This window comes from Aestuariivirga litoralis, from assembly GCF_003234965.1.
Classification (GTDB): domain Bacteria; phylum Pseudomonadota; class Alphaproteobacteria; order Rhizobiales; family Aestuariivirgaceae; genus Aestuariivirga; species Aestuariivirga litoralis.
Genome location: NZ_QKVK01000001.1, coordinates 622,870 through 647,794 on the forward strand (window position 1 = coordinate 622,870; position 24,925 = coordinate 647,794).

General features: G+C 67.6%; 24 protein-coding genes. 14 read left to right on the forward strand and 10 right to left on the reverse strand.

Annotated elements, in window-relative coordinates; genetic code table 11:
- The first annotated feature begins 53 nt into the window (after positions 1-53).
- The 10 genes from DK847_RS03030 to DK847_RS03075 are packed head-to-tail and all read left to right on the forward strand — an operon-like array spanning position 54 to position 9,727.
- Positions 54-425, forward strand: a complete 372-nt coding sequence (locus DK847_RS03030; protein WP_111196114.1) for a MarR family EPS-associated transcriptional regulator — start codon at positions 54-56, stop codon at positions 423-425.
- Positions 422-2,224: an ABC transporter ATP-binding protein gene (locus DK847_RS03035; RefSeq protein ID WP_245414501.1), complete on the forward strand. Its 1,803-nt coding sequence runs from the start codon at positions 422-424 to the stop codon at positions 2,222-2,224. The genes DK847_RS03030 and DK847_RS03035 overlap by 4 nt, the downstream gene beginning before the upstream one ends.
- On the forward strand, positions 2,221-3,684 hold the full coding sequence (locus DK847_RS03040) for an O-antigen ligase family protein (RefSeq protein WP_111196115.1): 1,464 nt from the start codon (positions 2,221-2,223) through the stop codon (positions 3,682-3,684). Before DK847_RS03035 ends, DK847_RS03040 begins: the two co-directional genes overlap by 4 nt.
- Positions 3,677-4,798, forward strand: a complete 1,122-nt coding sequence (locus tag DK847_RS03045) for a glycosyltransferase family 4 protein (protein WP_111196116.1) — start codon at positions 3,677-3,679, stop codon at positions 4,796-4,798. The genes DK847_RS03040 and DK847_RS03045 overlap by 8 nt, the downstream gene beginning before the upstream one ends.
- The gene (locus tag DK847_RS03050; protein WP_161957121.1) at positions 4,795-5,970 is read left to right on the forward strand and encodes a glycosyltransferase; all 1,176 of its coding nucleotides are present in this window, start codon (positions 4,795-4,797) and stop codon (positions 5,968-5,970) included. The genes DK847_RS03045 and DK847_RS03050 overlap by 4 nt, the downstream gene beginning before the upstream one ends.
- Complete coding sequence (locus DK847_RS03055; protein ID WP_161957122.1) at positions 5,967-6,722, forward strand: glycosyltransferase family 25 protein; 756 nt, start codon at positions 5,967-5,969, stop codon at positions 6,720-6,722. The genes DK847_RS03050 and DK847_RS03055 overlap by 4 nt, the downstream gene beginning before the upstream one ends.
- Positions 6,719-7,222, forward strand: a complete 504-nt coding sequence (locus tag DK847_RS03060; protein ID WP_111196118.1) for a DapH/DapD/GlmU-related protein — start codon at positions 6,719-6,721, stop codon at positions 7,220-7,222. The genes DK847_RS03055 and DK847_RS03060 overlap by 4 nt, the downstream gene beginning before the upstream one ends.
- Positions 7,215-8,246 carry a polysaccharide pyruvyl transferase family protein gene (locus tag DK847_RS03065; protein ID WP_111196119.1) on the forward strand — a complete coding sequence of 344 codons (1,032 nt, stop codon included), beginning with the start codon at positions 7,215-7,217 and terminating at the stop codon, positions 8,244-8,246. Before DK847_RS03060 ends, DK847_RS03065 begins: the two co-directional genes overlap by 8 nt.
- Positions 8,243-8,794, forward strand: coding sequence for an LbetaH domain-containing protein (locus DK847_RS03070; protein ID WP_111196120.1), 552 nt, complete (start codon positions 8,243-8,245; stop codon positions 8,792-8,794). The genes DK847_RS03065 and DK847_RS03070 overlap by 4 nt, the downstream gene beginning before the upstream one ends.
- Positions 8,795-9,727, forward strand: coding sequence for a glycosyltransferase family 2 protein (locus DK847_RS03075; protein WP_111196121.1), 933 nt, complete (start codon positions 8,795-8,797; stop codon positions 9,725-9,727).
- 10 nt (positions 9,728-9,737) lie between these two features.
- Here the strand turns inward: DK847_RS03075 and DK847_RS03080 are convergent, their stop codons facing one another.
- Positions 9,738-10,739, reverse strand: coding sequence for a hypothetical protein (locus DK847_RS03080; RefSeq protein ID WP_111196122.1), 1,002 nt, complete (start codon positions 10,737-10,739; stop codon positions 9,738-9,740).
- A 40-nt stretch (positions 10,740-10,779) separates the two neighbouring features.
- Complete coding sequence (locus DK847_RS03085) at positions 10,780-11,760, reverse strand: glycosyltransferase family 8 protein (RefSeq protein ID WP_111196123.1); 981 nt, start codon at positions 11,758-11,760, stop codon at positions 10,780-10,782.
- A gap of 107 nt (positions 11,761-11,867) precedes the next feature.
- Between DK847_RS03085 and DK847_RS03090 the strand changes: the two genes are divergently transcribed.
- Positions 11,868-13,208 (forward strand): nucleotide sugar dehydrogenase, encoded by a 1,341-nt coding sequence (locus tag DK847_RS03090; RefSeq protein WP_111196124.1) that lies wholly within the window; start codon positions 11,868-11,870, stop codon positions 13,206-13,208.
- Positions 13,209-13,226: 18 nt separating this feature from the next.
- Here the strand turns inward: DK847_RS03090 and DK847_RS03095 are convergent, their stop codons facing one another.
- The 8 genes from DK847_RS03095 to DK847_RS03130 are packed head-to-tail and all read right to left on the reverse strand — an operon-like array spanning position 13,227 to position 21,756.
- Complete coding sequence (locus DK847_RS03095; protein ID WP_161957123.1) at positions 13,227-14,195, reverse strand: GNAT family N-acetyltransferase; 969 nt, start codon at positions 14,193-14,195, stop codon at positions 13,227-13,229.
- Between the two features lie 14 nt (positions 14,196-14,209).
- On the reverse strand, positions 14,210-14,932 hold the full coding sequence (locus DK847_RS03100) for an HD domain-containing protein (protein WP_111196126.1): 723 nt from the start codon (positions 14,930-14,932) through the stop codon (positions 14,210-14,212).
- A complete protein-coding gene (locus tag DK847_RS20520; RefSeq protein ID WP_161957124.1) occupies positions 14,929-15,609 on the reverse strand; it encodes a cytidylyltransferase domain-containing protein in 681 nt (226 codons plus the stop codon). Before DK847_RS20520 ends, DK847_RS03100 begins: the two co-directional genes overlap by 4 nt.
- On the reverse strand, positions 15,606-16,919 hold the full coding sequence (locus tag DK847_RS03110; protein ID WP_204508213.1) for a DUF4910 domain-containing protein: 1,314 nt from the start codon (positions 16,917-16,919) through the stop codon (positions 15,606-15,608). The genes DK847_RS20520 and DK847_RS03110 overlap by 4 nt, the downstream gene beginning before the upstream one ends.
- Positions 16,916-17,959, reverse strand: a complete 1,044-nt coding sequence (locus DK847_RS03115; RefSeq protein WP_111196128.1) for a hypothetical protein — start codon at positions 17,957-17,959, stop codon at positions 16,916-16,918. Before DK847_RS03115 ends, DK847_RS03110 begins: the two co-directional genes overlap by 4 nt.
- Positions 17,960-17,967: 8 nt before the next feature.
- On the reverse strand, positions 17,968-18,978 hold the full coding sequence (locus DK847_RS03120; protein WP_111196129.1) for an N-acetylneuraminate synthase family protein: 1,011 nt from the start codon (positions 18,976-18,978) through the stop codon (positions 17,968-17,970).
- Positions 18,975-20,444 (reverse strand): hypothetical protein, encoded by a 1,470-nt coding sequence (locus DK847_RS03125; protein WP_111196130.1) that lies wholly within the window; start codon positions 20,442-20,444, stop codon positions 18,975-18,977. The genes DK847_RS03120 and DK847_RS03125 overlap by 4 nt, the downstream gene beginning before the upstream one ends.
- A complete protein-coding gene (locus DK847_RS03130) occupies positions 20,434-21,756 on the reverse strand; it encodes a glycosyltransferase family 2 protein (RefSeq protein WP_161957125.1) in 1,323 nt (440 codons plus the stop codon). Before DK847_RS03130 ends, DK847_RS03125 begins: the two co-directional genes overlap by 11 nt.
- 381 nt (positions 21,757-22,137) lie before the next feature.
- On the opposite strand from DK847_RS03130, the gene DK847_RS03135 reads away from it, so the two are divergent.
- The 3 genes from DK847_RS03135 to DK847_RS03145 are packed head-to-tail and all read left to right on the forward strand — an operon-like array spanning position 22,138 to position 24,922.
- A complete protein-coding gene (locus DK847_RS03135; protein ID WP_111196132.1) occupies positions 22,138-22,959 on the forward strand; it encodes a glycosyltransferase family 32 protein in 822 nt (273 codons plus the stop codon).
- Positions 22,953-23,990 carry a hypothetical protein gene (locus tag DK847_RS03140; protein WP_111196133.1) on the forward strand — a complete coding sequence of 346 codons (1,038 nt, stop codon included), beginning with the start codon at positions 22,953-22,955 and terminating at the stop codon, positions 23,988-23,990. Before DK847_RS03135 ends, DK847_RS03140 begins: the two co-directional genes overlap by 7 nt.
- The gene (locus DK847_RS03145) at positions 23,987-24,922 is read left to right on the forward strand and encodes a hypothetical protein (protein ID WP_111196134.1); all 936 of its coding nucleotides are present in this window, start codon (positions 23,987-23,989) and stop codon (positions 24,920-24,922) included. The genes DK847_RS03140 and DK847_RS03145 overlap by 4 nt, the downstream gene beginning before the upstream one ends.
- Positions 24,923-24,925: the final 3 nt, after the last annotated feature.

Here is a 24,925-nt window from a genome sequence, read left to right on the forward strand (position 1 = left end):
GGGCCTTTTGCGCAGCGCTGCGGCCGCTTTGGAATGAGCACGGCCGGTTACTGATGGCCAGTCGGCGCCCCATCCTGCGCGAGGACGTGACCTTGAGGGCCCTTCGCCTCATCGACGAGAACCCCCGCATCAGCCAGCGCGACCTGGCCTCGCGGGTGGGGATCAGCGTCGGCGCGGCGCATTACTGCCTGACCGCCCTGGCGGAAAAGGGCCTGATCAAGCTGGGAAATTTTTCCGCATCGCGCAACAAGCGCGGCTACATTTACCTTCTCACGCCCGACGGCATCGCCACCAAGGCGCAGCTGACCGTGACCTTCCTCAAGCGCAAGCTGGCCGAGTTCGAAAGCCTGAAGGCCGAGATCGCCGACCTGAAGCGTGAGGTCAGCCCATCCGGCCGCATGGGCGCGACGGACGTCGACGCGTGACGCAGGCACCGGCACAGGCTCCGGCTGCCATGGAAGCCCCGGGCGGGATGTCGGTGCAGGAGGCCTTCCGCAAGCTCTACCACACCATCTCGCCGCGGCGCAGGCGGCTGTTCCTGCCGATGCTGGGGCTGATGCTGGCCGGGGCGCTTGCCGAAGTCATGACACTGGGCGCCCTCCTGCCCTTCCTCGCCGTCATCGCAGATCCCGGCGGCGCCTTCCTGTCACGGCTCAAGCCCGTTCTCGACAGCATCGGTCTCGGGTCGTTCCCGGTGATCTACGTGCTGACGGCGGCCTTCGCGCTGTCGGCCATCGTTTCCGCCACCCTGCGCCTGGCGCTGCTGTGGGCCAACAACGCCTTCGTCAACGGCATCTCCTACGAGCTCTCGACCAAGCTCTACGACACTGCCCTGCATGATCCCTACATCCTGCACACGCGGCGCAACACTAGCGAAACCATCGCCACCATCAACAAGGTGGAGCTGCTGAGCTGGAGCGTGCTGGGCCCTGTCGCCAACGGCATCGTGTCACTCGTCATTGCGGTCTTCATGGTGGCGGGGCTGATCTACATCAATCCCGCGGTGGCGCTGTCCTCGGGTCTTGGCCTGGCGGCGATCTACTTCGCTGCGACCATGACGTGCCGGCGCCAGATGCAGGTCAACAGCCGGGTGATCTCGGCCGCCCAGGGCCGCGCGGTGAAGTCGATGCAGGAGGGCCTCGGCGGCATCCGCGACGTGCTGATCGATCATTCCCAGCCGGTGTTCCTTGCCGCCTACGAGAATGCGCTCGCCGGGCTGCGCGATGCACGCACCCGCAACACCTTCTTCGCCGGGGCGCCGCGCTTCTTCGTCGAGGCACTGGGCATGGTGCTGATCGCGGGCGTGGCGGTGGTCGTCACCGGCCAGCCGGGAAGCCTGACCACGGCCATTCCGGTGCTCGGCACGCTGGCGCTCGGCGCGCAGCGGCTGCTGCCGCTGCTGCAGCAGATCTATCATGCCTGGGCCCAGGTCACTGGCAACCGCCAGGTCATCATCGATGTTGCCGAACAGGTCAGCCAATCGGTGCCCAAGGACGAGGGGGCCGTCACCGCCCTGCCCTTCGAAACCGCGATCCGGCTCGACGGCCTGTCCTTCACCTATCCCGGCGCCAGCCTGCCCGCGCTGGCCGGCATCGACGACGTCATTCCGAAGGGCGCCCGCGTCGGCGTGATCGGCAGAACCGGCAGCGGCAAGTCCACGCTGATGGACCTGCTGCTCGGGCTTCTCGAGCCGAGCGAGGGACGCATCCTCGTCGATGGCGTGACGCTCGACGATGCAAACCGGCGCGCCTGGCAGAAGAACATCGCCCATGTGCCACAGGCCATCTTCCTCGCCGATGCCAGCATCGCGGAAAACATCGCCTTCGGTGTGGAGCGCCACAACATCGACCGCGACCGCGTGGCCAGCGCCGCCCGCCAGGCCGAACTGACCGACGTCATCGCCAACCTGCCGCAGGGCTTCGATACGCGGGTGGGCGAGCGCGGCATCCAGCTCTCCGGCGGCCAGCGCCAGCGCATCGGCATCGCCCGCGCCCTCTACAAGCAGGCCAGCGTGCTGATCTTCGACGAGGCCACGAGCGCGCTCGACAGCGAGACGGAATCCGCCGTGATGGCGGCCATCAAGACGCTCGACCGGCGGCTGACCATCCTCATCATCGCGCACCGCCTGTCGACGCTCGAGGACTGCAACATGATCATCCAGCTCGAGGCCGGCCGCCTGCTCGACCGCCGGCACCTGCCACGCGAACTGCAGCAGGCCCCATGAGGAACCGCCTCGACATGCCGGTGCAACACCAGCGCCTGATGCCGGCGGACAGGCGCATGGCACCGCCCCCGCGCGCGCGGCCCGCCCCGCCACAGCCCCGCAGCCGCCGCGCACCGGCCCTGCTGTGGGCCTATCTGCCGCTTCTGCTCGCCCTGGCGCTGCGCCTGGCGTCAGAGGAAACGGCCGACATCAGCTACCTCGTGCTGGCTGTCTATGCGCTCACCGGGCGCGCCCAGGCCATCCGGGCGCTGGCGATGCTGTGGCTGCTCTCCATGCTCAACCCCGAACTAGCGCCGACGGCAAGCGCGGCCGGCATCGGGCGCTACGCCGTGCTGCTGGGCGCCGGCGCCTCGGCCATGCTGCGCAGCCGGCTGCTGCGCGCCCCGGCCAGGCCCTTCACCATGGCAACCATGCTGCTGGGTGTTTTCATCGCCATTCATGCGCTGCTGTTCAGCGCCATCCCCGACGTGTCGATCCTCAAGGCCGTTTCCTGGACCCTGGCAATGGCCTCGCTGATCTCGCATTGGTGCGGTCTTTCGCCCGCACAGCGGCAGGGCATTGCCGGAGAACTGTTCCTGCTGCTGGTGGCCGTCCTCGCCGCCAGCCTGCCGCTGATCGCCTCGCCGGCCATCGGCTTCAAGGTCAATGGCACCGGCTTCCAGGGCATCCTCAACCACCCGCAGGTGTTCGGTTCGGCAATGGGCCTGCTGGCGGCCTGGGCGACGGCGCGCCTCCTCGGCCTGTCGCGGCCGCCCTACTGGCTGCTCGGCGTCGCCGGTCTGGCATTGCTTGCGGTGCTGATGTCGGAGGCCCGGACGGCCGGTCTTGCCATGGCGGCGAGCATGGTGCTGGGTATTCTCTTCGGCCCCCGGCTGGCCCGCCGTCCTCTGTTCAAGATGCTGCCGGGTCTGCGCAGCGGGCGGCTGTGGACGATGTTCAGCGCGGTCCTGCTGGCAAGCATCGTTGCAGCACCGCTGATCGCCGACAGGTTCCAGACCTACATCACAAAGTCGAACCGGGTGGAGGTGACGGGCATCGTCGAGGCCTTCAACAATTCCCGCGGCGGCCTGATGGCGTCGATGCTCGAGAATATCTACGAGCACCCGTGGTTCGGCATCGGCTTCGGCATCGGCTCGGAACCGGAGATCATGGTCATCGAACGCGATTCGGTGTTCGGCCTGCCGACGAGCGCCGTCGTCGAGAAGGGTGTGACGCCCATCGCCGTGGTGGAGGAGATGGGCGTCTTCGGCGCCCTTCTGTTCGGCATCTGGCTGTTGCAGCTGTTGCGGTCCGCCGCCCGCGGCGGCTTCGAGCCGCTCACCGTTTCGCTGACCATCGTCATGCTCAACTTCGGCGAGGCCACCCTGTTCTCGCCAGGTGGAACAGGGCTTCTCTCGCTGATCCTGCTGGGGTGGGCCTTCTCGTCCGGCGTCACCCGCACCGAGGGCCGCCGTGGCTGAGCCGGTGTGGTTCTGGCAGCGCATCATCACGCCCCACATGGCGGGCCTTGCCAGCGCCATGGCGAAGGCCGGGCATGATGTCACCTATGTCGCCCAGCAGGAGATGTCGGCCGACCGGGCCAGCCAGGGCTGGCAGGTGCCGGCGCTTGGCGGCGCAAAGCTGCTCATGGCTCCGACGCGGGACGCGGTGAAGGCGGCGGCCAGCGCTGCCCCCGCGGGCGCCGTCCACATCTGCCAGGGCCTGCGCGGCAATGGCCTGGTCGGGGCGGCACAGGCAGTCCTGGCGCAGCGTGGCGCCCGGCAATGGATCATCCTCGAGACCATCGATGACCCGGGCCTTGCGGGCATGGCCAAACGGGCGCTCTACCGCCTCCTGATCAATCGCCGGAAGCGCCACATCGAGGGCATGCTCGCCATCGGCCATGACACGCCGCGCTGGATGGCGGCGCGCGGCATGGCACCCGAACGGATCTATCCCTTCGCCTATTTCCTGGCCGACCAGCCGGAGCCGGATGAAGCTGCTGCCGTGGGCGGAGACGTGTTCCGCTTCATGTTCGTCGGATCCTTCATCGACCTCAAGCGCGTGGGTCTTCTGATCGAGGCCTTGAGCCTCATCGCCGAGCGTCCCTTCAGCCTCACGCTGGTCGGGTCGGGGCCGCTCGAGGCCACGCTGAGGGCACAGGCGGCACGGCTGCTTCCGGGCCGTGCGCAGTGGCTGGGGCGCCAGTCCATCGACCGCATCCCGGCCTTGATGGCCAGTGCTGACTGCCTGGTTCTTCCCAGCCGCTACGATGGCTGGGGCGCGGTCGTGTCCGAGGCCCTGATGGCCGGCACGCCGGTCATCTGCTCCGATGCCTGCGGATCGGCCGCCGCCGTGCTGGCAAGCGGAGAGGGCGGGGTATTCGCCGCAGACGACCTCGGCTCGCTTGCCTCTGAACTCGCCCGCGCGCTCGCTGCCGGCCGTCAGACCGCGGCCCGCCGCGCCGCGCTTGCCGGCTGGGCGCGGAAGCTCGGCGCCACGCAGGGTGCTGCCTATCTCTCGGCCATCCTGGCCCATGCCGCAGGCCGCGGCCCTCGCCCGCGGGAGCCATGGTCTGCCGGAGCCTCCGCATGAGGTCCATCCAGACCGTGGCGCATCTCGACACCGAGGCCTCCGGCGTGGCCTACGTGGTTCCCCGGCTTGCCCGCTCCCTTGCCGGCGCTGGCTGCCGAACAGAGGTGTTCGCACTGGCGGGAGAACGCACGATCGACTTTTCCGGTGCTGCGGTTTCCACTTTCGCCGCCGATCGGCTGCCGCTGCGTGGTCTGCGCAAGCTGGGGCGCTCGACCGCCATGCGCGACGCGCTGCTGAGGGCGCCAGCGGAGGTCTACCACGCGCACGGCCTGTGGATGATGCCCAATGTCTATCCGGCCGATGCGGCACGCGCGGCCGGCCGGCCCTTCATTCTGTCGCCGCACGGCATGCTGGGTGCCGAGGCGTTGCAATTTTCGCGGCTGCCCAAGCGCGTGTTCTGGCTGCTGTGGCAAAAGCGGGCGCTGGCCGGGGCGGCCTGCCTCCATGCCACTTCGCAGGCCGAGTACGAAGATATCCGGCGTTTCGGGCTGAAGCAGCCGGTGGCCATCATTCCGAACGGCATCGATCTCCCCGACCTCCGTCCGGTGGCCCAAGGCATTCCCGCTCGCCGGCCCTATGTGCTTTCGCTCGGGCGCCTCCATCCGAAGAAGGCGCTCGACCGGCTGGTCTCGGCCTTCGCCCAGGTGGCTGGTACCTCTCGCGATTGGCAACTCCGTATCGTTGGCCCGGATGACGGACGCACCGGTGCACGGCTTCTGGAGCAAGTGAACGCCTTGGGGCTGGTGGACCGCGTGTCGATCGAAGGGCCGGTATTCGGCGAGGCAAAGCTCGCGTTGATGCGGGAGGCGGAGGTCTTCGCGCTCTCGTCCCTCAACGAGAACTTCTGCATGACGGTGGCCGAGAGCCTGGCCGCTGGCACGCCGGTGATTTCGACACGCGGCGCACCGTGGCCCGACGTCGTCACGCACCGCTGCGGCTGGTGGATCGACCATGGCCCCGACGCCATGGCGGCAGCCTTGGCCGAAGCCATGGCCATGGCCCCGGACGAGCGCCTTGCGATGGGCGCACGCGGAAGGGAGTGGATGGAGCGGGATTTCGACTGGAGGTCGATCGGCAAACGAATGTGCGATGTCTATGAATGGGCGCTGGGGCGGCAAGTAAGGCCGGACTTCGTCATCGGCGGACCTGGCCCCGGAAGCGGATCGCAATGAACCTGTTCGTCATCAACCTCGAAAGATCCGCCACCCGCCGCAGCTTCATGGCAGCCCAGCTGCAGCGGCAGGGACTTGCCCACAGCTTCTTCCCTGCCGTCGACGGTCGTGCGCGGCACGCGGAGTTTGCCCATCATTATGATGATGAGCGTTGCCTGAAATCATGGCGCCGCCCGATGACCCGCGGCGAGGTGGGATGCTTTGCCAGCCACTATCTGCTGTGGGAACGCTGTGTGCAGGTTGGCGCCCCGATCGTGGTGATGGAGGACGACGTCATCCTTGCAGACGGCATCGGCGAGGCAGTGGAGATCGCGCAGCAACTGGTGGCGAACCACGACTTCCTGCGGCTCAGCGGTGTGGTGGACGTTCCACGTGTCACGCTGGCTGCCGATCTTGCGCCGCCGTGGCGGCTCGTCAGGTTCCTTGCCGGCCCACTCGGAACCCAGTGCTATGTCATCGCGCCGCGCGCTGCGCAGGCGCTGCTCGACAAGGCAACGCAATGGCTTATGCCGGTCGACAACTATATCGATGCCTTCTGGCTCCATGGCGTCATTTCGAAAGGCCTCGAACCCTTCCGCGCACGCCATGATGACAGCCAGCAGTCGGAAATCTCCGACACCATGCTCAGCCCCTCGCAGGTGATGAGGGACAAGGTGCCGCGCGTGAAGCGCTTCAGCCGCCGCATGTATGACGAGTTTCGCCGTCATGCCTTCAACTTCCTCCATCAACCACCTTCGGGAGGTGTGAGATGATGCGGCGCTGGCTGTGCAACAGGTTCGTCGGGCTTCTTCCGCCGACGCGCTTCTACCGGCAGAAGGCGGCGCTGTGGCGCCTCGCGGGGGTCGACGCCGCGGCTGACGCCCGGCTGACGTCGAGTGTCGAGATCTGGACCAATGGCCGGGTCAGCATCGGGTCGGACAGTTTCGTCGGCCACCAGACACTTCTCATCGGCGGCATGGCGGAGATCGCCATCGGCGCGCGCTGCGATATCGGCCCCCGCGTCACGCTGGTGACAGGCACGCACGAGGATGGCGGTAAGGAGCGGGCCGCCGGTGAAGGCAAGAGCCTGCCGATCACCATTGGGGACGGCGTGTGGATCGGGGCCAATGCCACCGTTCTCGGCGGCGTGGAGATCGGCGAGGGCACCATCATCGGCGCAGGGAGCCTGGTGAACCGCAGCATTCCGCCCTACTCCGTGGCGGCGGGTATTCCCTGCCGGGTGATCCGCCAGCGTGCCGTTGCCCATGCGTGACGCCGTCGAAACCAGTTCACCCGAAGCCTTCCGCAACGCGCTCGACCGGTTGCTGGAGACGCTCCTTCCTTCAGTGCACGGACAGCCATGGGCCCTGCTCGACTGGCCCGGGCACACCAATGTCGGCGACAGTGCGATCTGGCTCGGCGCACTCGCCGCGCTGGAACGGCGCTTCGGGCGCCCGCCCGCCTTCCTGTCGCGCAGCGCCGAGTTCCCGCATGGCCTGGACGACGCCATGCCGGAGGGCATCGTCTTCCTCCTCGGCGGCGGAAACTTCGGCGACCTGTGGAAATCGGTCCACGAAAGCCGCCTCCGGGTGCTCCAGGGCTTCCGGCATCGCAGGATCATACAGCTTCCCCAGTCCATCCACTTCCAGTCACAGGCCTCCCTTGAGGCAACCCGCAAGGCGGTGGAGCAGCACCCGGACTTCACGCTTCTGGTGCGCGACAAGGCAAGCTTCGCCTTCGCCGAGACTCAGTTCTCCTGCCCGGCATTGCTCGGCCCCGACATGGCCTATGGCCTCGGCAGCCTCGCCCCTCCGGCGCCGGCCGACACCGACGTCTTCTCGCTGCTCCGCACCGACCTCGAGCGCCAGGAAGGCAGCCCGGAGCGGCGTGAGCTGGCACGGTTCGGCCCCTGCGAGGACTGGACGCTGCGGCGCGCGCCGGGCCTGCATCGGGCCGTGGATGCCATGGTCCTCGATCTCTCACCCAGGTCTCCGGCCCTCATGAGGCTGCGCGAGCGCGCCTACCGGCGCTATGCCCGCAAGGAAGTGCTGCGGGGTGCGCGCCTGCTGGCGCGTGGCCGGCTGGTGGTGACCGACCGGCTCCATGCCCACATCCTCTGCCATCTGATGGGCCGCCCGCACGTCGTGCTCGACAACAGTTATGGCAAGATCTTCGGCTTCATCGAAACCTGGCCGCGCGATGGAAACACCTTCATGGCAAAAGGGCTGAAGGACATCGAGGCCATCATCGGATCGCGCAGCAGGCCGGTTCCGGCATCAGGGGGGATGACGCGATGAAGAAGCAGCGCCTGCCCATCGACGGCGGTCCCACCTTCAGCCTCTCGCACCGGCTCTACCGGCTCGGCTGGAACACCACGTGGTTTCTCCTGGCATCTTGGACGCCACCCTTCATGCGCGGCTGGCGCTGCATGCTGCTGCGGCTCTTCGGCGCGAAGATCGGCGCGGGCTGCGACGTGCGGGCAAGCGCGCGCGTCTGGTATCCGCGCAACCTCGTGATGGAGGCGCGCACCACCATGGCCGATGGCGTCATCTGCTACAACGTCGATACCGTCACCCTGCAGCAGGGAGCCCTCGTCTCGCAGCGGGCCTATCTCTGCACCGCCTCGCATGCCATCGACGATCCGAAATTTCCGCTCACCCACCGGCCCATCCGGCTCGAACGCCTGTCATGGATCGCCTCCGATGCCTTTGTCGGCCCGGGCGTGACGGCAGGCGAAGGCAGCGTGCTCGGCGCCCGCGGGGTTGCCTTCGCCGATCTCGAGGCCTGGCAGGTTTATCGCGGGAACCCAGCCCAGCCGCTGCGGCGGCGCAAGAAGATCGGCTAGATGAAACAGCCTGCGCCAAGGGCCGGTGCCCCGAACCTCACCGTCATCATCCTGACGCGGGACGAGGAACTGCATATCGAGCGCGCCCTCGCGTCGGTCAGCGATATCGCCAGCCGCTGCATCGTCGTCGACAGCGGTTCGACCGACCGCACCCTCGCCCTGGCCAAGGCGGCGGGCGCGGAGGTCTGGCATCACGACTGGCTCAACCACGCCGCCCAGTTCAACTGGGCCCTTGCGGAACTTCCTCCTGGCACGGGCTGGGTCCTCCGCCTCGACGCCGACGAGACCGTCACCCCTGCACTGGCCACCGAAATCCGCCAGCATCTCGCCGCACTCGATGGCGCCGTGACGGGTGTCGTGGTGGGCCGCCGCATGACCTTCCTCGGCCGCCCCATTCGCTGGGGCGGGCTGTTTCCCGTCCCGGTGCTCCGGCTCATCCGGCACGGGCACGGGCGCTGCGAAAGCAGGTGGATGGACGAGCACCTGGTGACCGACGGCAGGACCGCGAGCTTCGCGGGCGAGATCATCGACGACAACCGCAAGCCCCTCGGCTGGTGGATCGACAAGCACAACGGCTATGCCGCGCGCGAAGTGGTGGACATCCTCAGCCGCGAACATGGCCTTGGCCCGCAGGACAACCGCGGCGAACTCGAGGGTCACGCACGGGGCAAGCGCTGGATGAAGACCGCCGTCTATGCCCGCCTCCCGTCGGGGGCGCGTGCCGTCCTGTATTTCCTCTATCGCTACGTGCTGCGCCTCGGCTTTCTCGATGGCTACGAGGGCCTCGCATTCCATGCGCTGCAGGGCTTCTGGTATCGCTTCCTCGTTGATGCCAAGCTGTTCGAGGTGCGTGCCTACATGGCGCGGACCGGCGCGCCGCCTGCCGATGCCATCAGAGCCGTTCTGGGAATCGATCTGGCCAAGCGGGGTTGACGCCCCCGCGCTAGAGGCACTCCAGCACGGTGCGGGCGATGCGCGCAGGCGCCAGTTCGCGCAGCAGCTCGTCCCGGATCCGGGCCAGGCCGAACGCCTTCCTGTCCCTGTCGAAATCGAGGCCCCGCAGCCGGTCGGCCAATTGCCGAGGTCCGTCATAGGCCAGCGCGTCGAGGCCGTAGCGGCCTGCCAGCTCCATGTAGGCCGGCGTTGTGGAGGGCAGCGGCACCAGACCCCGCACGATCGACGTCACCATCTTGTTCGGCGACTTGATGATGGTGTTGAGGCTTCCATCGTAGCAGAAGTGGCTGAGCAGCGCATAGCTGAAGGCCTGTGCCCTGACATAGAAGCTGTCCGGATCGAAGTCCTGGTGCGCGACCCCGGGAAGCAGCTGCGATGACGGCGCCGTGATGATGCCGAACCGGCCAGGATCGAACGCCGCCTGCGCGAAGGCGGCGGGCAGAAGGTGGCACATCGACTTGCGGAAGGATTCCGGATAGCCGAACCACAGCAGCCGGTTGGCGTTGCTCACCTCGCTGGCCTGCGGCCCGGGCGGCAGGGCGATGGGATCGACCGCCTCCGGCACATGGAATACCGGCGTCTGCACCGCCGACTGAATGACGTCACGGTGCCAGCGGGTGGGGGCAAGAAACACGTCCACGAACGCGGCGAGCTTCACATAGTCATCGATGCCGTAGACATCGGAGGCAAAGCACACGGCCTTGCACGCCATTCGCCTGCGGGCCTCACGCGCCAGCTCGGCGGAGCGCCGCTCATTGTAGAGAAAGAAGACGTGGCTGGCCCCCTCCAATGCCTGCAGCTGGGCCGCGGCCGTGCCGGTTGCATGCGGGAAGGCGCGCCGCAACAGCCGCGCGGACCGGTTCAGCGGCGGCAGCGTCACCATCGCGGCGTCCTGACCGAGTTCACGCAGTCCCTGCAGCAGCGGAATGGTCTGCAGCCTCGCCAGCGCATGCTGGACGCCATCGCCCGTCTTCAGGATGACGCTGCGCATGCACTCTCCTGCATGAAGCCAACGTCGGGCGCCGCGGCCCTCATGTCCACCTGGCCTTGATGGCAGTCCAGTAATAGCGCCACAGCCGCGCGCAGCGCACGGCGCGCCGCGGCGCCGACATCCGTGCGGCGCGGTCCTCGTCATGATATGCCGACCACACCGGAAATCCGCTGTGGAGGCGCGACGACAGGGGGTCCCACGGTTTCAGGCCGCCGGAAAAATGCAGGATGGAACGCCCGCGTTCGATGCCTGAGAGATCCGAAGTCGGCCACAGCCGCACATTGAAGCGCGGATCGAGTTCGAGGATGTCACGCCACAGCAAGGCATTGAACACGGTTTGATCCGCAGTTCTGAGGCTCTCCGCGTGGCTGGCCGCAAAGCGCAAGGCGCGCTCGGTGAGCCCCTGCCGGCGCCAGGCAGCGGCGTTGAACAGCAAGACGCCCGCGTTGTAGTAGTTCGCGTCGGCGGCAACTCCGGTGCCGATCAGGAACCTGCCTTCGATACTGTCCCCGATGCGCGCCTCCTTCACGGCGGCGAGCGGAGCCTGCGCCATCGGCGTATTCCACAATTCCCAGACATCGGTGTCGGTGATGGTGTCGGTGTCGAGATAGAGGATCCGGTCGGCGCCGATCAGGTCGGGGATCAGCAGCTTGCTGTAGGCGAACCGGTTGCCCACCAGCGGGCACCAGCCTTCGAACAGCCGGGTGTCGACATCGTAATGGCGAATTTCAGCGCGCTTGCCGAAAGCGGCCGTGAACCGCTGTCGCGAGATGCCGCTGCGCAGGTCCGTGAGGATATGCAGCGTGACGGGCCGGCTGCTGTGATTGAGCAATGATCTTGCCGCGGCGAAGAGTCCAACCTCGACATCCGCATCGCCGCAGAAGGCGACGTGAAGCTCACTGCCTGAACCTGGACTCACCACACGACCGCCGGCCTCAATTGCAACCACAGAGATGGACGCGGTATATCGGACTGCGCCGACGCCAGCCAGTGGCCATATTTGGTCGTCGCCTGAAATCATGCGTTGTGATTGCGCTCACGCCGCAGCATGCAAGCATTGCTTCCGGAGTGCCCCGGCACGGCGCTAATATCCCCAAGTTCGAAGAGAGATCGCATGAGCTTCACGAAATGACGGCCTGCCACACGGCGCCCGGACTTGAACGGCGGATCGCTGGACGCGAGGCGCGGATCGGCATCATCGGCCTCGGCTATATCGGCCTGCCGCTGGCTGTCGCCTTTGCACAGGGCGGGTTTCGCGTCACCGGGTTCGATATCGACCCCGGCAAGATCAGCGCGCTTGGCGATGGCCGGTCCTATGTCGACAACGTAAGCTCGGAGGATGTGGCACAGTGCCGGAGCAGCCATCGCCTCGCTGCCACGGGCGACTTCACCCGGCTTGCCGATTGCGATGTCATCGTCATCTGCGTTCCCACACCGCTGTCGCGCCACCGCGAGCCTGACCTGAGGTTTGTCACCGGAACGGCGGAAACCATTGCCGCCCATCTGCGGCCGGGCCAGCTCGTCATCCTCGAATCGACGACCTATCCGGGCACGACCGAGGATGTGGTGAAGCCGATCCTGGAACGTGGCGGCCTCAGGAGCGGAACCGACTTCTATCTCGGCTTTTCACCCGAGCGGGAGGATCCGGGCAACGCTGCGTTCCGCACGGTGTCGATCCCCAAGGTGGCGGCCGGCGACGGGCCACTGGCCACCACGCTGGTCGAGGCCTTCTACCGCACCGTGTTCGCGCGGGTGGTGATGGTCTCCTCACCCGCCGCGGCCGAGGCCGTGAAGATCACCGAGAATGTATTCCGTGCCGTCAACATCGCGCTCGTCAATGAACTGAAGCTCATCTACGGCGCCATGGGCATCGACGTGTGGGAGGTGATCGACGCGGCCGCGACAAAGCCATTCGGATACATGCCGTTCTATCCGGGCCCAGGTCTGGGCGGGCACTGCATTCCCATCGATCCCTTCTACCTCACCTGGAAAGCCCGCGAGTTCGGCCTCTCCACGCGCTTCGTGGAGCTGGCCGGCGAGATCAACGTGGCCATGCCGAGGTTCGTCATCGACAGCCTCGAGCAGCAGCTCGACCGGCGCCAGCGAAAGTCGCTCGGGTCTGCGCGGGTTCTCATCCTCGGCCTCGCCTACAAGAAGAACGTCTCCGACATTCGTGAGAGCCCGACCTTCCGCCTGATGGACATCCTGGCGCAGAGGGGCGCCGCCGTCGATTTTCACGATCCGCTGGTGCCGGTGATTCCGCCCACGCGGGATCATGCGGCCTATGCCGGCATCCGCTCCGTCGCGCTCGGCGCCGAGAGTCTTGCCGCCTATGATGCGGTGATCGTCTCGACCGACCACGATGCAATCGACTACCATCTCGTGGCTCGGGAGGCGAAGCTGATCATCGACACGCGCAACGCCTTCGCCCGCCGCAACATCGCTTCCGCTGCCGTCGTCAAGGCATGATGTGGCTGACGTGGCGGATCAGGGGTTTCGGCTGAAGCGGCAGTCGAAATAGAGTTCGGCCCCGGCGCCATAGCTGTGCTTGTTGGCCGCGCGATTGGGGCTGTTCGCGCCATTCATGTCGAACCACCGCAGGCCTCGCGCATGGGCCCTGCGAATGGCCTGCCACGTCACCCAGGAGGACAGCCCGGACCTCGCATGCGCGTCGCTGGTGGAGCTGAAGATGTTGTTCGCCGTGCCTGCGCCGTCAACGACGATGACGGCCGCTTCCGCCGCTTCGGACCCGTCTGGATGATAGCCCGTGATCGTTCCCGCGCCCGATTGCGCAAGGGCAATCATCCGGCGCAATGCCACATGGCGCCCGGGCGTGATCTGGCCTCCGGTGCGCCGCAGCGTCTGATCATGGAGTTCGATGATGCGCTCCACAGGCACGCGCCCGGACTCGGCCGGCGGTGACATCGACCACTGCGCGATGGCGCGGCGCCGGTCACCGCTCATGCCCTTCAGCAGCGAGGCTTCGTCGGGGTGCCGGGCAAGGTCAATGCGGGCCGAATAACGCGGTGTGATCTCGAAGCCCTTCTCGCCCGGATGATCGAAATTCCACCACGACAGGACGCGCACATCCATCAGTCCCAGCGGCAGCGAAAAGGAGAAGCTGGCGTGTGCGCCGGTCACCGCCTCCACCATGGCACGGAAACTGCCCGTGTAGGCGTTCCATGCGCGGGCCGAGCACATGTTCACCCGAATGTCGCTGAGAAACAGGGGCCCCACATAATAGGTGAAGGGCGGCGGCCCGATGTCCCCGCCGCGCTGCTGCCGGATCAGGGGCCAGGCAGCGATGAGCCTGTTGCCGCGCCGCACGCCCCACCAGTCCACCTCCGCGGCAATGAGCTCGAGATTGGCCGGGCAGGTGAAGGCCGATGCTTCAGTCGAGGCAGACCAGACGTCACGGGCTTCCCCCGGAGTGATGCGAGCAGCCTGGAATGTCATGCCGGTGCTTGCTGTCATTGGTTTTCAGGGCCGACCGGAGCCGGCCGGAGCGTGGCGCTGCTGGTCAGGCCGGTACGCGCTGCACTGAGGCCTTCCGGATAGGAGGAAAAATCGAGCCAGTGCGTGAGGCCCCGCGCCATGCCGCCGAGTTGCAGGCGCTCCGCCGTTGCCAGCAGCCGGGGCGCCATGGCCAGCTTGGCGTTTCGCCGCCAGGCGAAGCCGCCGCGCTCCTCCGGGTCTTCGGGGCCGGGGCGTCCATGCAGCGCGAGCGCGTATCCCGAGAGGTCTTCGAGCTCGTCGGCCAGCCGCAGTGTCACCACGTCGGCCTGCGCCAGCGGACTGTCTTCCAGCCAGCCCCCCGAGGAGTCATCCTCGAGGATCGTATAACGGTGCACGATGTCGTCCACGGCCGCGCCGAAGCGGTCGCTGATCACCAGCCGGCGCGCTGCGGGCGCGAGGCCATTCTCGAAGGGCACGCGGCGCTGGTAGAGCGCATGCAGCATGGCGCCGATCACCCAGTCCTCCGGCTTTCCCGACGCAAGGACCAGGCTGGCCGTGCCGACGAGATGCGCAATGAAGGGCTTGCCCGAACCGCGCACCAGCGAATGCACCTGCCGCAGGGCAAGGTGATGGGCCTCGTTGAGCCGTGCCAGGCTACCGCCACGCCAGCCCATGGCGAGGGCCTGCGCACAGAGCTCGAGGTTGGTCTGGGCGGGAAACAGGAAATGGTCTCTCATTGGCGGTAGATCCGGTCGGCCTCGCGCGGGCTCAGGCAGAGGTCGCCCGAGGCGGCGAAGATCGCGTTGAGATTGGCGAGGTCCGCCTCCGTGTCGACGGCGAAGCTGGGGCAGGCATAGGTTCCAGCGTCTGACGGCACATGGCGGATGTGGAATGCCGCAGGCCTGTCATAGAAGGCAGTGGTGATGTGTTCCTGCTGCGCAGCACTCACGCCGCCTTGCAGGATCTGCTTCAGGCTGCGGGTGCGGACGACCTCGGTGGTGAGGCCGGGGGGAGCGCCCGGCATCGGCAGGGACGTGACGAGGTCCGGCGCTGGCAGGGACTGCAGCATGGCGGCAACGGCAGCCTCCATGGTGTCCAGTGGAAACAGCGGCCGGTCGCCGCACAGGCGCACGAAGCAGTCGAGGCCGAAGGCCTCGGCGGCGAGCACCGCCCGCTCCATGACCTTTGCCTCCGAACCGCGGAACACGCCGGCACCGAGGCCCTCGGCCAGGGCCGCCAGCGGGTCATCGGCGGCCTTCCGGGTGGTCGCGACATAGACCGGCCAGGGCGTGGTTTGCGCCCGCCGGATGACGCGGGCCAGCAGGGCCATGCCGCCCACCTCGCGCAGGGCCTTGCCGGGAAGCCTGCGCGAGTCATGCCGCGCGAAGACGATGATGCCGAGCACTGCGGTCACGTCGCCAGAACTCCCGCCGCCGCCAGCACCTCGAGATCGGGCAGGAAGGCCCAGATCGGACGGTTGCAGCGCTCGGCGATGTCGAGAAGGCGCGTCCTGCCGTCGGCATGCGAGATCAGGTCGAGCCGGTCGCGCACCGGCGCGCTGCTGCCCTTCCGGCTGAGCGGCGGATAGAGGCCACGCCGTCCAAGCTGCGGTTCGCCGAGAACCAGCGCCTGCGGCATGCAGTCTGCCTCGAGGCTTGCCACCAGCGTCTGGTGAAGCGCCAGCGACTGCGCCAGGCCACGCGCCGTGACGACGCGGCCCGGCGTATCCAGCGAGGTGTGGTATTCCGGATAGGTGCCGTATTTCGATCGCATGATCGACACCATGGGGATGTCGATGCCGGGGGCGCAATACATGCTCTCGTCGCTGCCGCGGTCATGCCAGCCATAGGCGTCGAAGCGCCCGACCGCATGGCCAAGGACGTGCCGCGCCATGCGGTCGGCATAGCTGTCGCCGCGGCGCGAGGGCAGGAAGGACCAGGTCCGCTCGTCGCCCACGCAGGTGAGGTTGAAGGCGGCGACGACGTGCGACTGCAGGTGCCGGCGATGCTCCGCCAGCACCGCTGCGGCGCCGATCATTTCCGGACCGAACACGAAGCGGTAGGTATGCCGGCGGCGCGCAAGGCCCGACAGCCAGCGCGCCAGCGCCACCGCCAGTACCGGCCCCGACAATTCGTTGTTGGCCATGGCCGGGTGGCAGCAATAGGTGGAGAACAGGATTTCCTCCTGCGTGTCGCCCGGCAAAACGCACTGCCCGTAGTCCAGCCGTCCTGCGGTGTGGGTGGCGGCGATGTGAACCCGGTAGCGTCCGGGCTCCAGCATCTGCCGCTGCCGTTCGGACAGGCAGAACCCCCAGGTCCGCTCGTAGTAGGAGGTGACATAGGGAATGGCGTCGGGCTGGTCAGGCAGGGAATGCAGCCGCGGCTGCAGGTCCTCGAGCGTCAGTTCGGCATCGATGGCCGTGCTGTAGCCGACGACGTGGAGCATGTTGTCCGCAACGTCGCAGATGCGCCGGCCATCGGGCGTTTCGATATAGGCACTGTCGAGGCGCCACTCGTCGGGAACGATCCAGTCGAGCACCAGCTGGCCCGTCGCCGCACTGCCCAGGCTGAAGCCCGCCATCTCGTCGCCCAGCATGCGAAGCGTCTCGCGGATGCCGGGCCCCATGAGCGAGCGATGCACCGGCCACAGGCGCTGCAGCAGCGCCATCATCCATGCGCCGGCCTCGGCGTCAGGCGCAAGGGGAAGCTGACCGGCCACGCTCATGCAGCCCCTCCGCCGCCGCGCCCGGCCAGCAGGTAGAGCCTGTTGCCGGACGGTCGGATGGCATCGAAATCCAGATGCAGGTCCTTGCCGAAGCGCTCCGCCACACGGGCCATGCAGCCATCTGGCCAGCCGGTGAAATGCTGGATGGCGAGCGGCGCGTCCATGCCGTCGAGGATGATGGCGGCACTTTGCGTTCGCGCCAACAGGTCAGCCAGGAATGCACCCGGCTCTCGCAGATGGTCGAGATACTGGAACAGCCCCACCACGTCGTGGCGCGTGACGCTCGACCAGGAAGCAGCGGCAATGCGCCGGTCTTCCAGCAGCCGTGACAGGCAGTGCGTTCCCTCCTGCCGGCAACCATCACCCCAGTAGTTCGGCTCCTCGCGCCTGAGGAAGACGGCCGGTACCCCCAGCTTCGCCGCATGGGGCAGCAGGCCCCACAGCGGGCAGCCGACCTCGGCATAGCTGCCGATCGGGCCGGCGCGCTCCGCGAGATAGTCCCAGAGCTCGCCCGACCCGAAGCCGGAAAAGCGCTTGAACGCGGCAGGTGCACCGATCGATGACCGGATCGCCGGCATGATGTGGCCGAAGCGCGCAACGTCACGCAGCGTGATGGCGGCAACCGCATCGCCGGGCGCGAAGCCGGACGGCGCGACGATCGAATCCATGATCGACAAGAGTTCACGCTCGCCGCGTCGCACGCCCGGTTCGAAACCTGTGGCGACGGCGTTTGCCCACTGTTGCGCCGAGGCATCGAGACCCGCGGCGGAGAAGCGCCCGGGCACCGTGTCCCAGCCGCGCGGGTGCCGTGCCACGGCGCCGCCGAAAAGAGCCCGCAACGCGGGTGCCGCAAACCACTCACGCTTGTAGATGAGCCCGCAGCCGCTGCATTGCCAGTTGGCATGGCGTGCCAGCAGCTGCGCCTCGCCGGCCTCGAGAAGTTCGGCCAGCTTCTCGGAATAGAGGTTGGGTTCGGGCTCAGACTGGCGGACAGCATCGGCACCGCCGCACAGCGGGCAGTGCGCGACGTGAAGCGTCATCCCCGGCCTCACGCGATCCACTCCCAGTCCAGCGGCTCGTGTGCCGGCAGGGCGCGGGCGGCGCGGCGGCCGACAAGGGCATCATAGTCGCGGGCATCGATGCCCTGGTTGGGCCGCAGCACGCAGAGATTTTCCGGTCCCAGCACCTCGCCCGCGGCAATGTCGCGCGAGGGATAGACGGCACGGCGGAACGAGCGGGGATGGCCATGTTCGCGCTCGATGGCAAGCACCTGCTTGACCGGCGAGCCCTTGAGGCTGCGGATCTCGTCCAGAGCCCTGATGAGATCAAGCAGGTCCGTGGCTTCGAGGGACAGCTGGTGGTCGCGGAAGCTGCGCCCCTCCTTGCGGTCGGTGAAGTGGAACTCCAGCACCTCCGCACCCATGGCGGCCGCCACCTCGAGGGCGCGGCTGCCCAGCGTGTGGTCGGAATAACCGATGCTGACACCAAGCCCGCGGAAGCTGTCCATGACGGCGAGGTTGGCATCACTCATGGCGATGGGATACATGCTGGTGCATTGCAGGACGGCCAGCATGTCGCGTGCCGCGTAGGCCTGGTGGCAGGCGCGGATCTGGTCCACCGCCCATGCGACCTCGGCTGCATCGCTCAGTCCGGTTGACAGGATCAGCGGGCGGCCGGTGCGCGCCGCGGCCCGCAGCAGCGGAAGCGCGGTCAGGTCGCCACTGCCGATCTTGTAGGCGGAGATGACGGGATCGAGCCAGCTGAAGGCCTCCACGTCCCACACCGAAGCGACATAGGCGCGGCCTGCCTCCCGCACCCGGCGGGCGAGCGCCAGGTGCTGGTCGGGACTGAGCTCGAAGCGGCGGAAGTGCCGGTTGCGATCGGGGTCGGCACGCCGCGACACCAGCGTGTCGCCCCAATAGACCTGGAACTTGACGGCATCGGCCCCCGCATCGATGGCAAGATCGGCGAGGCGCATGGCATCATCGAAGCTGCCTTCGTGGTTGCCGCCGATCTCGGCAATGAGCCAGGGCCCGTGGGAACCATGGAACAGGCTCATCCGCCAAGGCTCCCCGGCCTGGGGGCAAGGCCTGCGCGCAGCCGCAACAGGGCGGCGCGGCAGGTGAAGGCGAGGCGCACCGGCGGCGGCAGCGGATCATCCGCCGGCAGGCGCCGGCCGAGGAAGCGGCCCCGCTGGTAGGACTCAGGTTGATAGTGGCGGTAGGGCTCCCCCTGGGTGAGAAGCCAGTAGCCATAGGGCAGGCAGTTCTCCCGCGGCTTGGCGGCGACGGTCGGATCCGCGAGCAGCCGGTCGAGTTCGGCGGGCGAGGAGGGCTCATGGACGCAGTCGAGGCCGCGATAGGCGGCATCGCCCACCAGGATCGAGACCTTGCCCAGGTAGCTCGCCTCGATGCCCATGGTCGAATGGAAGGTCACCACCCTGTCGGCGCTGGCGGCCAGCGCATAGGAATCAATGCTGCTCGCCGCCTCCAGCAGCGTGACGTGGGGGCCCTCGAGGCCGCGCCAGCGCGCCAGCTCGGCTGCAGCCACTTTGCGCAGCCTGGGATGCAGTCGGATGACGAGTTCCGTCCCGGGCCGCGCGCGCACCCAGTCGACCAGCCAGGTGACGGCAGCGAACTGGTCCTCGAACGCCACCGGCGCGAGCCCCTCCTCCACCGCCGCGAATTCATCGATGCTCGAGGCGAAATAGACGATGCGGAACCGCCCGCTGGCAGGCAGGCAATGGCCTTCCTGCTGGGCCGCGAGATAGGGTGCATGCAGGGGCATCACGGCGCCCCGCCCGCGCGAGAAGAAGCCGTGCCCGACCTCCGCCCGGCCGTCGGGCGCCTGCGCCCATGCCGCCTGCAGCATGGCGCGCGCATGCTGCTGGTTGTGAACCGAATGCGGTTCGCAATAGTAGCGCGCATGCGACTTGCTGACCTCATGATACAGCAGGTCGACGCCCGCCAGCCGCGCCGCCTCGGTGATGCCCTTCGAATAGGCAAGGCGGCCGTTGAACACCAGGATGCTGCGCGGCCGCAGCTCGCCGATCAGCTGCCGCGTGGCGGTGAAGGCGCGTTGCGCGGAGACGAGCAGGCGGTCCACCAGGTTGCGGTGGCTTGCCACGTCGGGCGCCGTATCCATGAGGAAGGAGACGAGCGAGGACACGACGCCGACCCCGAGGGCCGCCTCATCCATGCGATAGGCGCGCAGCGCCTCCAGTGTATTGAGCCCAAGCTCGCTTGATCCGCGAGGCGCAGCAGCGGCCTCTGGCCCGGGCGCGATGACGGTCACGCCATGCGCGGCGAGGATCCTTTCCACCGCCCGCACGCGCTTGAGGCGATGCGCGCGGATCAGCCTGTCCATCATGGGACGAGGGTGGATCACCGCGAGATCGAGGAAGACGAAGGCGACGCGCCGCCCGCGCCCTGCTTCGCGCAGGCAGATTTCCGTCGCCGTCTCGAGATGCGGCGTGGTGCTTCGCACCTCCACCGCAAGCAGGTCGAAGCCATGCTCAGGCCGCATCGGCGTCCGCCGACAGGCGCGCCCGCGCCATGAGCGCGGCGAATTCGAGGTCAAGCGCTGTGCGAATGGTGAAGCCCGCCGCTTGGTCCAGCAGAACATGCGACCGGCGTGCCGCTTCGCCGGCAAGCGGGGCAGGCTGGGTCCGCAGCAGCGTCAGGCCGGGGCATTGGCGGTAGAGTTCGTCTTCCTCGCGGCGAACCGACGCCCCGTCGCGCAAGGACTGCAGGCCGGTCCCGTCATGGCGCAGCAAGACGCCATCCTCACGCTGCACGGCCAGCACCTCGCCGGCCTCGAAAAGCTGCATGGCATGGATGGCCTGCTGCATCAGGCCACGGGACAGGAAGGGCGACCGCACATCGAGCTGCAGCACCGCATCGAAGCCTGCGGCAGCCTGTGCCGGTGCTTGCGAACTCTCGCCCGCCTCGACCTGCACCGCCGCGCCATAGCGGCGCGCCGCATGGCGCTGGACCTCGACCTCGGAGGTGCGCAGAACGACCGCGTCAAGGCCTGCGCAGCCCAGGGCCTCGTCGAGGCACCACTCGATCAGCGGCTTGCCCGCAAGCGGCGTGAGTGGCGCCACGGGTGAAGAGGAAGCCCAATCGGCCATCACCACGGCCTTCACGCGGGGCCGCACCAGGCCACGCTTGGCCACGTGCTTGGCAAGGATTTTGCCGCGGGCCGCCATGAGGGCCGCCGTTCCCCGGCTCAGATTGCCAGCGTGCTGGCGGTAATGGACGAGAGGCTCATTCACGGTGAGAACGCGATCCTCGGGCCCGACATGAAGCCACAGGTCAAGGCCGTCTTGGCAGGGAATGGCTTCGTCATAGCCACCCATGCGGTCGAGGAAACGCCGGCGCACCATCACGCAGGCGCCATGCGGCGGGAGATCGGGCGCCGTAGCGCTCCCGGCTCTCGGCCGCGGCAGGAAACTGCCGAGGCTGACGCCCTTCACATCGACCGCGACGTGGCCGCAACAGGCGAGTGCAGCGCCCGGTTCTCGAAGCATCGCGCCCGCCAGCACCTCGATGGCACGGGGTGCGAGGAAATCATCGGCGTCCAGCCGCATCACCAGGCGTCCGTGCGATTCCCGGATGGCGGCGTTGCAGCACGCGGTCAGGCCACGCACCCGGTCATTGCGCAGGATGCGGATGCGCGGATGAGACTCGAAGGCTGCAAGCACGGCCGCGCTTTCATCCTCCGAGGCATCGTCGACCACCACGATCTCGAGCCCCGCATGGGACTGCACAAGAACGCTTTCGATGGCCTGCCGCAGGAACCGGCCATAGTTCCTGTTGACGATGTAAACAGTCACCTCAGCGGCATCCGCCGGCTGAATGTCGCAACCCATCAAAGCTCGCCCCACAACTCCGCGCCAGCCACACGGGCGGCGGCGCAACCCCTTCTAAACTTAAAGGATTTGAGATGCCCGCGAAAATCGTGAGAAATCCCTTTCGCCACGGGGTTTTTCAGCATGACGCAAGGGCCGGGCGCGACAATCGTGCAACTTATGACTGCAAGTACAGCCACAATGTCATCGCTGCTTGGCTCGCGAGCCGCGAGGATGACGGCAAAGCTTCGAGGTGCGTGTGACACTCACCGGGCGAAGCCCCGATCCCGATGAATGATTCAGCGGGTTCCGGAAAGGCCAGCGGTGGGCTACAGCGTTGCTGTCTGAAGGGGAGCAACGCAAGCGATGGGGGCCGATCTGCTTCCGGTGAACATGTTCTGGATGGGCCCGCGGCTCTCCATGCTGGAAACCGGCTGCATGCTGTCGGCCCTGCGGGCGGGGCATGCCGTCACTGTCTTTTCCTACGAGAAGCCCTCCAATCTTCCCGCCGGCATCCAGTGGGAGGATGCCGCCGGCGTGCTGCCGCGCGAAAACTTCGTCCTCTATCGCGGTCAGGGAGCAGCACTTGGTTCCAACCTGTTTCGCTACAGGCTGATGGAGCAGCAGCGCGGGCTGTGGCTCGACACCGACATGCTGGTGCTGAAGCCAATCATCGGAGACGGCACGGAAATCTTCGGCTGGCAGAACCAGGTGCTCATCAATTCTGCCGTCCTCTTTCTCCCGCCGCACAGCTCGGTGCTGCGCGACCTCCTCGCCTTCACCTCCGATCTCCATCCTCGGCCCCCCTTCCTCGACCGGCGCGACCGGCTGAAGATCGGGCTGCGGCGGGCCATCGGCCTTCCCATGCATGTGTCCCGCATGCCCTGGGGCGTGTGGGGACCGAATGCCCTGACGCATTTCATCCGGCGCAATGGCTGCGAAGGCCGGGCACAGCCCTGCGATGTCTTCTATCCCGTGCCCTTCGAGCAATGCGAAACGCTGATCCGTGCGGGCACGGCAGTGGAAGACCGCATCACCCCTGCCACCCGCGCCATCCACCTGTGGAACGAGGGTCTCCGCCGGAGTCCCGGCCGGCAGGCGCGGATCACGGAGCCGGGCGCCGGAATCGATCCGGACAGTTTCGTCGGACGATACTTCATCCGCGAACTCGGAATGGCACGATGGTGAGCGGCGGCACGTCCCATGATGGCGCTCGTCCCGCGTCGATTCACCTGCCGGCCTTCGGCAACGTGGCGCCGCGCCATGGCGGGGTGCGGCGCAGCAGCCAGCTGTGTGAAATGATGTCGGATGCGGGCAGCGAGGTCCTGCCGCCACCCTCGCGCAGCACCGTGCTGAAAGCCCTGCTCGGCTCCCCGCTTTCGCTGCTGATCGTCCTGCCGGCGGCACTGGGCCTCGCCGTCCGCATGACGAGCCTCCGCGGCAGCCTCGCGGCCCTTGTCTACGGGGCCTGGCTGCACGCCGAACTGAAACGCCGCGGCTGGCCGAGGCCGGGACTCGAAATCACGCCCGGGCGCCAGCTGGTGCTGGCGAACATGCTGGTGTCGCTCGGCATCCCGTTCTCGGCCTTCCCGCACAATGTCGAATTCCTGGTGCCGGGCCAGGGCCATCCGCTGCTGCGCTCGCATGCCGCCGGCTTCGCGGCGGAGGCTCGGGCCTATCGCCATGCGCTGGCGGTCCACGCCATCAGCCGCTTCGATGCGGGCGTGATCCGCGCCCTCGGCGCCGCCGATGTCGATGTGATCGCCTATCGGCCCAGCGCCGCGGACCGCGCGGATCTCGCCGCCATCCGCGCCCGCCGCGGCGAGGCAAGGGGCGGCTTCATCCTCATCCTGGGGACCGCTGGCAATCCGCCCACCCGCCGCGGCATGGAGCGCCTGCTCGGCCTCATTGCCCGCGATGCCTCCGGGCGGCGCTACGTGCTCGCCGGATTCGATACCGAGTGCTTCGCCGGCAAGGCACCTCCCAGCGTCGAGGTGCGCGGCGCCGTCCACGGGCAGGACTTCGAGCAGCTGCTGGTGGACTGCCGGGCGCTGCTCGTCTACCAGCCGCCAACCTCCGGCATGCTCACCCGACTGGTCGATGCCGGCTGCGCCGGCATCCCGGCCTATGTCATGGGCGGATACTCCCAGGCCGCCGAACTGGCCAGCGAAGGTGTCAGCTCCATCGATGCTCTCGACGCATTGCCCGCAGCGCCATGACAGGTCCCCTCGTCCATATCTCCTCGACCAGCGGCCATCATCCGAGCTACCAGCAGCTGTTCGTTGGCCTGTGGCGCGGCGCACCGTCCACCGGCTCCATCTGGAGCAGCCGCTTCTGGCGCCTTGTCGCAGCGCCGCAGGTGTTCTTCTGCACCATCGATGCCGACTATGCGGGGTTCATCGCCGTGGCCCTGCTTCGCGCGCTGCGCCGCAGGCCGACGGCGGGCCTCTTCCTCCGGCCGATGCAGTGTTTCGAAACCCGCCGCCCGATCATGTTCCCGCTGAAGCGCCGCGTCTTCCGCTGGCTCTGCGCGGTGCCGGGCCTCACCATCCTCTCGATCATCCCGCATGACATCTACCCCAAGCTGCGCGAGGTGAGTCATGACTGGATCTATGATCCACAGATGTGGGACCTGTGGATCGACGGCCCTCCGGTGCTGCCGGACACGGCCCTGTCACGCCGGGTCGCGGCCGAAAGGGGCGCGCGCCGCGTGCTGATCTTCATCGGCACCGGCAACGCCATCAAGGGCTTTGCCGATTTCGCGGCGCATGCCGCGCAGAACCGCGAGGAGCTGCTGTCCGTCGTCGCCGGCCGGGTCGGGCCGGAATACGGCGCCGAACTGGCGCAGCTCCGTTCGCTTGGCATGATCGTGGAGGACCGGCTCGTCACCGATGACGAGATCCTGAGCCTCTACAAGGTCGCCGATCTCGCCTGGTGCCGCTATGCACCGGATTATGACCAGGCCTCCGGCGTTTTCGGGCGCGCCCTGCAGACGGGCGTCACGCCCATCCTGCGCAGCGGCAGCCTGCTCGACCACATCTTCGCGAAGTTCAGCCCGGAAGATGACAAGGCCGGACCGCCCCCGGCAACGGCCCTGGCCTGGCGCGACCGCAGCCTGGCGGAGCTGAGGAAGTCGCTGCCCGGCGCCTGACCG

What these genes read in the sequence shown, in the direction of transcription:
- DK847_RS03030 (WP_111196114.1), top strand. Translation starts at nt 54, where the DNA reads ATGGCCAGTCGGCGCCCCATCCTGCGCGAGGACGTGACCTTGAGGGCC.
- DK847_RS03040 (WP_111196115.1), top strand. Translation starts at nt 2,221, where the DNA reads ATGAGGAACCGCCTCGACATGCCGGTGCAACACCAGCGCCTGATGCCG.
- DK847_RS03050 (WP_161957121.1), top strand. Translation starts at nt 4,795, where the DNA reads ATGAGGTCCATCCAGACCGTGGCGCATCTCGACACCGAGGCCTCCGGC.
- DK847_RS03055 (WP_161957122.1), top strand. Translation starts at nt 5,967, where the DNA reads ATGAACCTGTTCGTCATCAACCTCGAAAGATCCGCCACCCGCCGCAGC.
- DK847_RS03060 (WP_111196118.1), top strand. Translation starts at nt 6,719, where the DNA reads ATGATGCGGCGCTGGCTGTGCAACAGGTTCGTCGGGCTTCTTCCGCCG.
- DK847_RS03065 (WP_111196119.1), top strand. Translation starts at nt 7,215, where the DNA reads ATGCGTGACGCCGTCGAAACCAGTTCACCCGAAGCCTTCCGCAACGCG.
- DK847_RS03070 (WP_111196120.1), top strand. Translation starts at nt 8,243, where the DNA reads ATGAAGAAGCAGCGCCTGCCCATCGACGGCGGTCCCACCTTCAGCCTC.
- DK847_RS03075 (WP_111196121.1), top strand. Translation starts at nt 8,795, where the DNA reads ATGAAACAGCCTGCGCCAAGGGCCGGTGCCCCGAACCTCACCGTCATC.
- DK847_RS03080 (WP_111196122.1), bottom strand. Translation starts at nt 10,739, where the DNA reads ATGCGCAGCGTCATCCTGAAGACGGGCGATGGCGTCCAGCATGCGCTG.
- DK847_RS03085 (WP_111196123.1), bottom strand. Translation starts at nt 11,760, where the DNA reads ATGATTTCAGGCGACGACCAAATATGGCCACTGGCTGGCGTCGGCGCA.
- DK847_RS03090 (WP_111196124.1), top strand. Translation starts at nt 11,868, where the DNA reads ATGACGGCCTGCCACACGGCGCCCGGACTTGAACGGCGGATCGCTGGA.
- DK847_RS03095 (WP_161957123.1), bottom strand. Translation starts at nt 14,195, where the DNA reads ATGACATTCCAGGCTGCTCGCATCACTCCGGGGGAAGCCCGTGACGTC.
- DK847_RS03100 (WP_111196126.1), bottom strand. Translation starts at nt 14,932, where the DNA reads ATGAGAGACCATTTCCTGTTTCCCGCCCAGACCAACCTCGAGCTCTGT.
- DK847_RS03110 (WP_204508213.1), bottom strand. Translation starts at nt 16,919, where the DNA reads ATGAGCGTGGCCGGTCAGCTTCCCCTTGCGCCTGACGCCGAGGCCGGC.
- DK847_RS03115 (WP_111196128.1), bottom strand. Translation starts at nt 17,959, where the DNA reads ATGACGCTTCACGTCGCGCACTGCCCGCTGTGCGGCGGTGCCGATGCT.
- DK847_RS03120 (WP_111196129.1), bottom strand. Translation starts at nt 18,978, where the DNA reads ATGAGCCTGTTCCATGGTTCCCACGGGCCCTGGCTCATTGCCGAGATC.
- DK847_RS03125 (WP_111196130.1), bottom strand. Translation starts at nt 20,444, where the DNA reads ATGCGGCCTGAGCATGGCTTCGACCTGCTTGCGGTGGAGGTGCGAAGC.
- DK847_RS03135 (WP_111196132.1), top strand. Translation starts at nt 22,138, where the DNA reads ATGGGGGCCGATCTGCTTCCGGTGAACATGTTCTGGATGGGCCCGCGG.
- DK847_RS03140 (WP_111196133.1), top strand. Translation starts at nt 22,953, where the DNA reads ATGGTGAGCGGCGGCACGTCCCATGATGGCGCTCGTCCCGCGTCGATT.
- DK847_RS03145 (WP_111196134.1), top strand. Translation starts at nt 23,987, where the DNA reads ATGACAGGTCCCCTCGTCCATATCTCCTCGACCAGCGGCCATCATCCG.